Origin of the sequence: Gordonia jacobaea, assembly GCF_965344965.1 — a bacterium.
Lineage (GTDB): Bacteria > Actinomycetota > Actinomycetes > Mycobacteriales > Mycobacteriaceae > Gordonia > Gordonia jacobaea.
The window spans coordinates 1,018,794-1,030,747 of record NZ_CBDRLS010000001.1 but is presented as its reverse complement, the minus strand read 5'-3'; the positions used below and the strand labels follow the sequence as shown (position 1 = coordinate 1,030,747).

The window sequence follows — 11,954 nt, the reverse complement described above, 5'->3', positions numbered from 1 at the left end:
CTTTGGATGGCATGGGGTGGATGGTGGGAGCGAGTCTATTCGGGGGTGGCCGCGGCAGGTTGCCGATCGCTCGTGAGGTAGTTGGTGACGCGAACGGCCGACAACAGTGAGCCGTTGTCTGCGCGCAGCTCCACCTGGTGCACGGTGAGGCGTCTCCCGAGCGAGAGTGCCCGGCAGTCGGCATGGACCTCGCCCGCGTCGGTGCCGCCCACATGACTGGCGGCGAGCTCGGTGCCCAGCGCGATACGTCCCGGGCCCGCGTGTACCGCCGCCGACAGGGAGGCGATGGTCTCGGCGAGCGCCGCGTACGCGCCGCCGTGTACCCGTCCGCTGACCTGGGTGTTGCCCGCAGCGGGCATCACCGCCCGAGAATGCTCAGCCGAAAGTTCGACGACGCGGATGCCCAGGGTGCGGTCGAGTGCCCCCTGTCGGTAGCCCAGGGCGTCGAGGACGATGTCGCCATCCGCCTGCTCCGTGGTCACGGTGTCTGCTCTCGTCGACGGGCGCTGCGGCCGGACCGATACTGCGTGGGTATGGGACCCGCTCGATAGCCCTGGTCCAGTGCGGCATTCAGCGTCCAATAGGGATCGACCAGGTGCGGTCGGGCGATGGCGCACAGGTCCGCTCGACCCGACAGCACGATGGTGTTGACATCGTCGACAGACGCGACAGCACCGACGGTGATCGTTGGAATGCCCAGCACGTTGCGGATGCGGTCGGAGAACGGCGTCTGATAGAGACGACCGTAGGCGGGCTTGGCGTCGACCGAGGTCTGGCCCGTGGATACGTCGATCAGATCGGCGCCGTGCTCGGCGAAGATCGTCGACATGGTCATCACATCGTCGTCGGTGATGCCACCGTCGACCCAGTCGGTTGCGCTGATACGCACGCTGATCGGGCCGTCGAACACCTCTCGGACGGCGTCGAGTATCAGTGCACCGAAGCGTGCGCGGTTGGCGATGGAACCGCCGTATTCATCGGTGCGCGTGTTGGTCAGCGGAGACAAGAACGCCGAGAGCAGATAGCCATGGGCATAGTGCAATTCGATCATGTCGAAGCCTGCGGATACCGCCAACCGTGCAGACTCCCGGTAGGCGTCGACCATGGCGAGAGTATCGTCGACGCTCATCTCCCGAGGCACCTGACTGTCGCTGCGATACGGTTGCGGTGAGGGGGCGATGATCTCCCACGCATCCTCCTCCAGCGGGTCGTCGATGCCCTCCCACATCACCTTGGTCGCACCCTTGGGTCCGGAATGACCAAGCTGCAGAGCGATTTTCGCGTCTGATGACTGGTGTACAAAGTCGACGATCCCTGCCCACGCGTCGCGTTGCGACTCGTTCCAGAGGCCAGGACATCCCGGCGTGATCCGACCATCGGGTGTGGGTGCGGTCATCTCGGTGATGACCAGGCCCGCGCCGCCGACCGCACGTGATCCCAAGTGCACGAGGTGCCAGTTGTTCGGGACGCCGTCGATGGCGCTGTACTGCGCCATCGGGGAGACCACAACCCGGTTGGGTAGGGTCAGTCCACGAATGGTGAACGGATAGAACATCGGTGGCGTCGACGCCGGTACCCCGACGCCTGCGCGATTGTCGGACTGAGCGAACCACTCGTCAAGGCGCCCAACGAACTTCGGATCGCGCATCTTGAGGTTGTCGTAGGTGACGCGTTGGCTGCGGGTGAGTAGCTGGAACACGAACTGCTCGGCCGGGATCGAGCGGTAGCGATCGATGTCCTCGAACCACTCCATCGACGTCTGTGCTGACCGCTGCAACGACGCGGCGACGGGCATACGTTCGCGCTCGTAGGTGTCGAACGCATCGGTGACGTGGTCGGGTTCGGTGACCCCACGCAGGGCGGTGGTCAGCGCGATGGCGTCCTCCATCGCCATCTTGGTGCCGGAGCCGATCGAGAAATGGGCGGTGTGGGCTGCGTCGCCGATCAAGACGGTGTTGCCGTCGTGCCAGGACTCGTTACGCACCACGGTGAAGTTCAACCAGCCGGAGTTGTTGCCCAGCAGCAGATGTCCGTTCAGATAGTCGGCAAACACCTCCTCGCAGAACTTCAGCGACGCCTCGTCGGTCTCGCCGGGACGGCGTGGCTGCTCGGCGTACACGTCGAGTCCCGCGTTACGCCATGTCTGCGGAGAACACTCGACGATGAACGTCGAGGTGTGCTCGTCGAACGGGTAGATGTGGGCCCAGAACAGACCATGTGGGGTGTCACGAAAGACAAAACGGAAGCAGTCGACGGGTGCGGTGGTGGCAAACCACGCGTACTTCGACGGACGTCGATCGAGACTCGGATCCAGCGACTCGGCGAGCGCGGTGCGCGTGGTCGAGTTCACTCCGTCGGAGGCGATTACGACGTCGCTCGTCGAACGCAACTCATCGAGTGGGGGTGCGGTGGTGGAGAACCGCAGGTCGACCTTCAGCTCGGCCGCGCGCTCGGCGAGCAGCAGCAGCAGTTGCTTGCGGGCCATCGCCGCAAACGAATGTCCGTCGGAGCGTTCGTGATAGCCGCGATAGTCGACGTCGATGGGTGACCAATACCGGTAGTACGTGCGCATCCGGTCGAGCAATACCGCGTCGGCCGCCTCGAGGTTGGCCAGCGTGTCGTCGGAGAACACCACACCGAAGCCGAATGTGCTGTCAGGTGCGTTGCGTTCGTAGACGGTGACCTCATGCGAGGGGTCGTCGAGTTTCAGCAGGATGGCCGAGAGCAGCCCGCCCGGGCCGCCGCCGATGATGGAGTACTTCATTTCGGCTCCGTTCAGCAGCTCAGGTCGGTGAGGGGTTCGAACTCGACGGCGAGATCGGTGAGTGCCACACCGATTGCACTCAGCGCGACCCGCGCGTTGGACGCCACGCAGGGTGCCAATGAGTCGTCGGAGACGAGGTGTTTGAGCTTCGCGTAGACGTTGAGAAGTGTGTCTTCGGCGAGATCGAGCGGCGTACCGAGCAAATCGAGGGATGTCGATTCGCCGGTGATCGCGGTGACATTGGGGGACATGGATTTTGCCTTTCTCAACAGGCGAGGTGGTAGGCGATGAGTTGGCGACTCAGCGGTTGTCGACGAGACGTTTGGCCTTGAGTTCGAAGCGCGGCAGGCTACCTGTGTTGGCGCGTTCGATGTGAAAGCGCAGCCCTTCGTGGGCGTCGGCGAGTTCGCAGCTCAATTGTGTGGCCACGCTGTTCCACGCATCGTCGGTGACAGCGGCGAACGGCTCTGCGGCAAGGGTGATCTCGTCGCGGATGTCGCGGCGTTCGATCCGGATCTGGAACTCGTCGATCTCGGTGTAGCCGCGCACGATGCTCTCCACCGCACGTGGATACACATTGGTGCCGCGCACCAGCTTCATGTCGTCGACTCTGCCGAGGATTCCTCCCTCGTAGATATCCCATGTGCGGCCGGTGCCTGCACGTGTATGGGGCACCTTGACCACCAGATCTGCACTGCGATAACGGATCAGCGGAATTGTGCTGCGGCCGAACGAGGTACACACGCGTTCGCCGCGCTCTCCGTAGCCGACCTCCTCGCCGGTCTCTGGATCGATGACCTGCTCGATGAAGTGGTCCTCGATGATGTGACAGCCACCGGGCTGATCGATGGGCTCGAACATGAAGATCGTCGACACCTCGGTCATACCCGCTGTGTCGAAACACTTGGCTCCCCATTGGCTTTCGATCAACGCCTTGGTCTCGGGAATCGAACCTGCGGGCTCCCCGGACAGGATCACGGTGTGCACCTTGCTGGCGGGCAGGTCGATTCCCAGGGCCTGGGCTTCCTGTGCCAGCCGGAGTGCGTAGGTCGGCGTCGAGGCCACAACAGTGCAGTCGAAGTCGATGATCTGTCGAATGCGCTGGGTGGTGTTCTGTGCGCCTCCGGGGACGGTGAGCGCGCCCAGTTTCTCCAGCCCGTTGTGCAGGCCCCAGAAGCCGATGAAGGTGCCGTAACCGAAAGCGACATAACCGATGTCGTGAGGACGTATGCCCGCACCCCACAGGGCGTAGCACCACATTTCGGCTGACCACGCCCAATCCTTGCGGCTGTCGAGCGCGCGGAGCGGGGTCTTGCCGCTGGTCCCGCTGGTGGTGTGCATGCGGATCGCACGCGTGTGATCGGTGACCGGCAGTTCTCCGTAGGGCGGACACTGTTCTTGGCTGTGCATCCAGTCCTCACGTGTGAGGAACGGGATTCGATTGATGTCGGCTCTGGTCTTCAGCTGCTCGGGCGCGAAACCCGCTGCGGCAAAACTGCGTTGATAGAAGGGGCTGCGTGCTGCGGCCCATTCGGTAAGGCGACGCAGCTTGGTCAGTTGCAAGGAGTCGAGCTCGGAGCGGTCGAGCTGCTCAGTCTTCGGATTCCAGAAGGGTTGGTCGTTCACTGTGGCTCATTCCCGTCAGGTGTGCTGATCAGACTGGGGACAGAAGGTGGATGGGTGGACGCCGGCAACGATGACGGATCGACTTATTTGATATTGCGTCAAATTGACTGCCGTCGCAATAGCGATATACGAGCTTTTACCGGCCCGTAACGCATCCCGTCGGTGGTATGAGGCGCCCGAGGCACGTCGTAATCGAATCGGCGATACTCCATGGTCAGGCGTGGTCGGGATGTGTTGCGACGAGTCGGTAGCTGCCTGAGTGGAACACCAGAGGTTCTCCGCCGGGTGCGCTGAACTCCTCGACCTCTCCGAGGAAGATCACGTGGTCTCCTGCGTCCACGCGCTGCACGGTTCGGCACTGGAACTGCGCGACCACGCGATCGAGTAGCGGTGTGCCGTCGATGCCCTCGGTGTGTTCCACCCCCGCGAACTTGTCTTCTGCGGGTGTCGCGAACTGACGGGACAGGTCGTGCTGGTCTGCAGCGAGGATGTTGACCGCGAACCTGCCGGCCGCACTGAGATCCACCAGACTCGGTGCGTTTCTGGCAGGACAGAAGGAGACAAGGGGTGGGTCGAGCGACACCGACGTGAATGAGTTGGCGGTGAGCCCGATCTTTCGACCGTCCGGCGATCTGGCGGTGATGACGGTGACTCCCGTGGCGTAGTGCCCGAGCGCGCGCCGGAGTTCGCGACGATTGTGCACGGACTTGGCCTCGCGGCGGGCGGTGTCGAGTAGACGCTGCGCTTGTGCGGGGGCGAACCACCAGTCCGAGACGGTGCGGGGGTCGTCGAATCCGCGGACCACGGCATCGGCGACGGTCGGCCACTGTGTCGCTTCGGCGAATACCGTCTCCACATGGTCGGGGATACCGGCGAGCATGCTGTTGGTCCAGGAGACCGACCACTGCCCCCAGCCTCGCCAATACTTTTCGAAAGTTCTTCGCATCCAGGCGGAGTCGAAGGGGCGATCGCCATGTGAGGTGATTGCCTGGTGGTAGACATGTGCCGAGTGCACGGCATTGTTGCTGCCCTGCCCGGTCACCGGATCATTGAGGACCACAACGTCGGCCATGCCGAGAACATGCCGCCCGTTGCACAAGGTGGCCACAGGGTGACGCACCCGAGGGACCACCGCACCGTGCAGCGTCGCGTTCATGTCGGTGAGTGCGATATCGCCTGCGCGGCGGGCGATGTCGGGAAAATGCCCTGTCAAGGCGGCGCGGATGTACTCGAGACGCTGCCCAGGGGAATCGAGCTCTGGGGAGTTCAGCGCACCTCGCGGGTCGAGCGGTCCGCCGGGAACCGCTTCGATCAAGATGATCTGGCAGGTTCCGCTGGTGGACAGCGCCGGCATCGTGAGGCACTCGCCGACGCCCGCCACCGACGTCATCGTCAGCTCGGCGCTCGGATCGGAGGACATGCCGGTCACATAGGCCATCGTGGATATGCGCTGTGGCGCATCGTGAATCGTGCGCGATCGGTCGATCTCAAAGACCTCCGACAGCGCGCCCTTTCCGCTGGCCACGATCGTCAGATCATGTGTGGCGGTCAGCTCTTGGAGGTCAACGGTACCGACCTCGCCCAGCCGAATCCGGCCGTCGAGGGCAACGAAGTCATCGATCCAGCGCGCGCACTTGAGTCGCTGATCCACCGATGCGGCGGGGGAATCGAGGCGACCCACGAATGACGTCGTCGAATTCGCTGGATCAATGCAGTTGGCGGAATCGCCTGTGCCCCTGTCATCGCCTGTGCCCCTGTCGATCGCGTCCTCGCTGACAGTGATTGCCATGCGCTCGATGGTGGGGATCTCGCCCGACCAGTGATCGAGGCCGAGGTCTGATTCGACGGCCAGGGCCGAGGAGAACATGCACTGACTCGACAACACCGGACCGGTGCGGATTTCTGCGGCGGTGCGATCGGTGGCCAGCGTGACGTCGTATCCGTCGCGGCGTAGCGCAAGTGCCAGCAGCGCGCCGGACTGCCCTGCGCCGACGATGGCGATACGTCGACTCATGACGCGACCGGAGTGAGGTACTCCGAGGCTGCCAGTGCGGGATCCATGAACCAGTTGAAGAAGTCTCGCGGGTCGTCGAATCCGTTGACGAATCGGCGAGTTATCCGATTGTCGGCCGCGGCTCCACCGAGGAGCGCCAGGACGTGCTCAGGGGGAGGTGAAAGCAGCGCGTTGGTCCAGTCGACCACGTATTTGGCGTAGTCCCAATAACGTTCGAAGGTGTCCTGCATGAAGGTCGCGTCGAATGGCGCGTCGCCGTGCTCGAGGATGCTCGCGAGATACGACGCCGCGCACTTGCTGGCGTTGTTGCTTCCCTGTCCGGTGATCGGATCGTTGAGCACCACGACGTCTGCCATTCCCAGCACCGGGGCACCCGAGGGCAAGGTGGCGACCGGGTGCCGGACAGCAGGCGTGAATCGGCCGGCGAGAGTGCCGTTGGGATCGGTCAGCTCGATGCCCGCTGAGCGCTCGGACTCCCACGGAGTGAACGTGTCGACAACCCACTTGGCGCGCGCGAGATGCTCGTCGGGACTGGTGATATCGGACCAACAGTCCATCGGGCCACCCGGAATCCCCTCCATCACCATGATTTCGCAGGGTCCGCTGGTCGTCAGCGCCGGGAAGACGAAATACTCGCCGACACCGGGTATCAGATTGAACGCGACCGACGAGTACGGGGTGCGCGGCGTCATGCCGGTGACGTACGTCAGGGCAAGGGCGCGCGCGGGTGCGGTGTGGACGGAGCGGATGTCGTCGCGGGAGAACAGCTTCGCGATCTCACCCTTGCCCGCGGCCACAATCACAAGATCGCTTGTAGAGGAGTACTTTTCGAGGTCGTCCAGGTCGGCGGAATCGAGGACGAGCGTGCCTCCGCGACGGGTGAACTCGTCCATGAACTTCGGCATCTTGACGCGCTGGTCGACCGACTGGGCGGGCAGGTCGAGTCGTGAAGACCAACTGAAGGCCGGTGTGCCGTCCGGGCCGGGCACAGCGAAGCCGACACCTTCGACCGGTGGACACTCTTTGCTCCAGAAGTCCAACCCCAGTGCTGCTTCGCGAGCCAGTGCGGAGCCGAACATACATTGGCTGGAACTGACTCGTCCGGCCGCGATCTGATCCGGAGTGCGATCGGAGACGATGGTGACGTCGTATCCGTTGTCCAGCAGCCCGATTCCGAGCTGCAGGCCGGACTGTCCGGCGCCGATGATGGTGATTGTCGACATGGTGTCTTCCTTCGTGATGATTGTGGTGCGGATGGTTGTGGTGAGATCGGGTGGTTTCGCCAGATGGGTTGGCGCGAAGACTATTCGGCGAGCAGAGGGATGGCCGGTTCCGAGCGCTCGGGACCGATGGCCGAGTACCCACCGTCGGCGGCCCAGTCGGCACCGGTGACGACCGATGCGGCGTCGGAGGCGAGAAAGCTTATGACGTCGCCGATTTCAGATGGATTGCCCACTCTGCGAGTCAGGTGAAAAGGTGCAGCGACCGCGTCGGTCTTCGCGCGGTCGTTTCCGGACATCTCGCGCATGATCTTCGACCAGGTCCAACCGGGACTCACCGAGTTCACGCGAATGCCGTCGGCGGCATAGTCCATCGCCATCGAGCGGGTCAGTTGTACGACGGCAGCCTTGCTGGCGGGGTACACCCAGCGTCCGGTTTGCGCGACTGTGGAGGAGATCGACCCGAAGTTGACGATGGCGCCGCCGCCGCGCTTGCTCATATGTGGGCGCACGGCTTCTGACAGCAGAGCGGCACTGACCAGGTTGACATCAAGTGCGCGTAGCCAATCGGCGCGTGTGGTCGCCATGCCGTCGTCGACGTAGCTGCACGCCAGGTTGACCAGAATGTCGATCCCGCCGAATTTCCCGACGGTGGTCGCGACCAACTCTGCAAGCGAATCGTCCTCGGTGAGATCGGTTTCGACGAAATCGATACCCGGGTCGGTATCGGCGAGCTGCTTGCCGCGATCGACGTCGATATCCGCGACGACGACCGTAGCCCCGGCGGCGCGCAGGCTGTGTGTCACTCCCCAGCCGAGGTCGGTGGCACCCCCGGACACGATGGCTATGCGGTTGGACAGCGGGTGTGCCGTGCGATCGGCGTCGGTAGGCAGTGGGGCTGATGTCACGGGATTCTCCGATTCCTTGGACGAGCGATGGCGGGCAGACGGCGCGGGCCACGTGGGGTGTCCGGCGCTGCGGTGACCACCAAGCTAGGAATGCGTTGGCCGGGCGTCTATGCGCCGTGCGCAGGTGTTATCCGCTTCGCGCACGGCCGCGACAAGTTGACGGCGATGAATCTCAGGTGGAACGCAGAGTTAACACGATTCCGTGACGCCAGTCAGAAAATCGCAGTAGCCTTGCGCTACGAGCAGGGAGAAGTGCCATGACAATCACCACGGACGCCGCGCCTGCGGCTGAAATGTCCTGGGTCCCGCTACGTCGATTCGAGCTGGCGTCGTCTGCGGACGTCGATAACGCGAGATCAACTGTGGCCGAGGCCTTCTGTCGGCATCAGCTCTCGCCGATCGATGCCTCCGACGGGTTCGCGGCTCAGTTCAATGGCGTGCAATTGGGCAGCGTCGGGCTCTACTACCTCGATTACGGAAGTACCGTACGGATCGATCCCAGAGAACTCGACGACTTTTATCTCGTACAGATCCCACTCGCGGGGTACGCAAGCATCCACGGTGGTGGGTGGGAGGTGGAATCGGGGCCGGGTGTCGCGTCGATACTCCAACCGACACAGCAGGTATCGATGCGCTGGCGAACGGGCAACCGGCAGCTTCTCGTGCACATCGACAGCGACGCTCTGCACGACCGGCTACGTCGACGCCTCGGCTATATTCCGCGCGAATCGGTCCGATTCGACTCGGCCATGCGACTCGACGGCGATGCCGAACGCGCGTGGGTTCGGCTCGTTCGGACACTCGTCGACAACGTCGATCTCATCGGCGCGGATCAGGGACACCTCGCCGTCGGTGAACTCGGCGACGCGGTCATGAACCAGTTACTACTCAGTCACCACAACAACTACTCCGACCGCTTGCACGAGCAACGTACCGACGTGGTGGTCCCACGCCCTGTGCGCCGCGCTGCGGATCTGTTGGAGGCGCGGATGTCCGCGCCGGTGAGCATCCCCGATATCGCCGGCGAGGTCGGACTGAGCGTGCGCTCGTTGCAGTTGGGATTCCGCACGCACTTCGGGACCACGCCCTCCGAGCATCTCCGGTCCCTCCGCCTGGCGCGCGTTCACGCCGAACTCCGGGCTGCAGATGCCACGGAGACAACGGTGTCCGACGTCGCGCTGCGATGGGGCTTCACACATTTGGGGCGCTTCGCCGCCGCATATCGCAGTGAGTTCGGTGAGACACCCGCCTCGACGTTGAGGCGCTGGTGACCCTGGCTACGCAGAAGCTCCGTACGGCCCCGACGGGTATCAGGACACCGGTGGCTTGGCCTCACCCAACGTCTCCCAGAGAAACTCGTAGGCCAACGCCGACTTGTATGCCGCCTGCTTGTTGTCGGCGGCGCCGCCGTGGCCGCCCTCGATGTTCTCGTAGTAGTCGACGGTGTGTCCGTTCTCTTCAAGCCGCGCAACGAGTTTGCGCGCGTGACCCGGGTGGACGCGGTCGTCGCGAGTCGAGGTCGTCACAAGGATCGGCGGGTAGTCGACGTCGCGTCGGATGTTCTGATAAGGCGAGAACGGCTGCATGAACGCCCACTCCTCGGGGTCTTCCGGATTGCCGTACTCGGCAACCCACGACGCTCCCGCGAGCAGAAGGTGGTAGCGGTACATGTCGATCAGCGGCACCTGGCAGACGAGCGCACCGAACAGCTCGGGGTAGCGGGTGAGCATGACGCCCATCAGCAGTCCGCCATTCGAACCACCTTGTGCACCAAGCTGTTCCGGGGTCGTGAAGCGTCGAATGACCAGATCCTTCGCGACGCTGGAGAAGTCCTCGTAGACCAGATGGCGCCCCGCCTTCTGTGCCACGGTGTGCCATGCGGGGCCGTACTCGCCGCCGCCGCGGATGTTGGCGATCACGTAGATGCCGCCGCGTTCGATCCATGCCCTCCCGGCAACCGTCAAATAGCCTGGGGTGAGAGCATTTTCGAAGCCGCCGTACCCGTAGAGCAGCGTCGGTCCGCTCGTGACGTCGGTACGTCGAACGACGAAGTAGGGGATGAGCGTGCCGTCGTCGGACGTCGCGAAGTACTGCTCGGTGGTCACTGCCGATGCGTCGAAGAACTCGGGGCTGTGCTTGATCACGGTGGCGTCGTCGGAGCCGATCGTGCCGTGCAGCAGGCTGGGCGGTTCGGTGAACGACGTGGCCGACCAGAAGACTTCGTCGCTGTGATCGGGGTCGGTGTCGAGCACGGAAATCGTTGCCAGGCCCGGTAATCCGGCTATCTCGACGGACGACCAGTCGCCAACGGTCAGCACCGTGATCGACGTGTGTACATCGTGCAGCGTCGTGATGATCAGGTAGTTCTTGGTGAACGTGAAGTCGACGAGGCTGGTGTGGCCATCCGGCTCGAAGAGCACTGTGGCGTCGCGGTTGCCGTCGAGGTAGGCCTGATAGTCGAACGTGAGGAGTGTGCCGGGTGCGTACGTCGGACCGTCGGGGCCCGTCGGCGACCATTCCGAGCGCGTCATGACCAACAGCCAGTCGCGTCGTACGCCCGCGTACGCGTCGGTGGGGACGTCGATGAGGACGAGCTCGCCGTCACGGTTCTCGAAGAGCAGAGAGTTGAAGAAATCCGTTGCGCGAGAAACAAAATGACGTTCGAAGCCGGGGGTGTCGTCGTAGACGGCTCGAATCGAGATGTCCGACGGTTCGCCGGTGAAGACGGTGACGGCGTCATCGAGAGGGGTGCCGCGAGTCCAGCGTTTCGCGATGCGCGGGTATCCCGATTCGGTCAGCGAGCTGTGGCCGTCGGGTGCGGTACCGAAGTCGGTGCCGACGTAGACGTTGTCCTCGTCGATCCAACTCACCGTCGACTTGTTCTCGGGGAGCGTGAATCCGTCGGTGACCCAGGTGCGTGTGGTGAGGTCGAATTCGCGAACCACCGCGGCGTCGGCTCCTCCGCGCGACAGCGAGATCAGCACGCGCCGATAGTCGGGGCGCAGCGCCGTCGCGCCCTTCCACACCCAGTTCTCGTCCTCGGACTTGGCGAGTTCGTCGACGTCGATCAATACGTCCCACTCGGGATCGTCGGTGACGTACGAGTCGAGGGTCGTGCGGCGCCACAGGCCGCGCGTATTGGAGGCGTCGCGCCAGAAGTTGTAGAGGTAGTCGCCGCGGCGTCGAACATAGGGAATGCGGTCGTCGGTGTCGAGGGCTTCGAGAGTCTGTTCCTCGATCTCGGCGAACCGCTTCGACGCGGTCAGCCGGTCGACGGTCGGAGCATTGTGCTCACGCACCCAGTCGAGCGCGGAGTCGGAGGTGACCTCCTCGAGCCACAGGTACGGGTCGGTGCTCTCGGATGTCATCGGTGCGCAACCTCTCGTCGGGGACGTCTGGCGTGGTCGATCGTCCGCTCACAC

General features: G+C 63.7%; 9 protein-coding genes. 1 reads left to right on the top strand and 8 read right to left on the bottom strand.

Features of this window, described 5'->3' with window-relative positions; all coding sequences use genetic code 11:
* Window positions 1-35: 35 nt before the first annotated feature.
* The 7 genes from ACRVY7_RS04735 to ACRVY7_RS04705 all read right to left on the bottom strand — a co-directional run bounded on the left by ACRVY7_RS04735 (window position 36) and on the right by ACRVY7_RS04705 (window position 8,532).
* Window positions 36-482, bottom strand: coding sequence for a PaaI family thioesterase (locus ACRVY7_RS04735; RefSeq protein WP_431816166.1), 447 nt, complete (start codon window positions 480-482; stop codon window positions 36-38).
* Window positions 479-2,764 (bottom strand): oxidoreductase, encoded by a 2,286-nt coding sequence (locus ACRVY7_RS04730; protein ID WP_431816165.1) that lies wholly within the window; start codon window positions 2,762-2,764, stop codon window positions 479-481. The genes ACRVY7_RS04735 and ACRVY7_RS04730 overlap by 4 nt, the downstream gene beginning before the upstream one ends.
* Window positions 2,765-2,775: 11 nt before the next feature.
* Complete coding sequence (locus ACRVY7_RS04725; RefSeq protein ID WP_431816164.1) at window positions 2,776-3,015, bottom strand: hypothetical protein; 240 nt, start codon at window positions 3,013-3,015, stop codon at window positions 2,776-2,778.
* Window positions 3,016-3,064: 49 nt separating this feature from the next.
* Window positions 3,065-4,390: a phenylacetate--CoA ligase family protein gene (locus ACRVY7_RS04720; RefSeq protein WP_431816163.1), complete on the bottom strand. Its 1,326-nt coding sequence runs from the start codon at window positions 4,388-4,390 to the stop codon at window positions 3,065-3,067.
* A gap of 214 nt (window positions 4,391-4,604) precedes the next feature.
* The gene (locus ACRVY7_RS04715; protein WP_431816162.1) at window positions 4,605-6,404 is read right to left on the bottom strand and encodes a flavin reductase; all 1,800 of its coding nucleotides are present in this window, start codon (window positions 6,402-6,404) and stop codon (window positions 4,605-4,607) included.
* The gene (locus tag ACRVY7_RS04710) at window positions 6,401-7,627 is read right to left on the bottom strand and encodes a styrene monooxygenase/indole monooxygenase family protein (RefSeq protein ID WP_431816161.1); all 1,227 of its coding nucleotides are present in this window, start codon (window positions 7,625-7,627) and stop codon (window positions 6,401-6,403) included. Before ACRVY7_RS04710 ends, ACRVY7_RS04715 begins: the two co-directional genes overlap by 4 nt.
* Window positions 7,628-7,707: 80 nt before the next feature.
* Entirely contained in the window at window positions 7,708-8,532 is an 825-nt protein-coding gene (locus ACRVY7_RS04705; RefSeq protein WP_431816160.1) for an SDR family oxidoreductase, read from the bottom strand.
* Between the two features lie 257 nt (window positions 8,533-8,789).
* Here ACRVY7_RS04705 and ACRVY7_RS04700 point away from each other — a divergent pair, with 257 nt between their 5' ends.
* Window positions 8,790-9,803, top strand: coding sequence for an AraC family transcriptional regulator (locus ACRVY7_RS04700; RefSeq protein WP_431816159.1), 1,014 nt, complete (start codon window positions 8,790-8,792; stop codon window positions 9,801-9,803).
* Between the two features lie 39 nt (window positions 9,804-9,842).
* Here the strand turns inward: ACRVY7_RS04700 and ACRVY7_RS04695 are convergent, their stop codons facing one another.
* Complete coding sequence (locus ACRVY7_RS04695) at window positions 9,843-11,900, bottom strand: prolyl oligopeptidase family serine peptidase (RefSeq protein ID WP_431816158.1); 2,058 nt, start codon at window positions 11,898-11,900, stop codon at window positions 9,843-9,845.
* Between the last annotated feature and the right edge of the window lie 54 nt (window positions 11,901-11,954).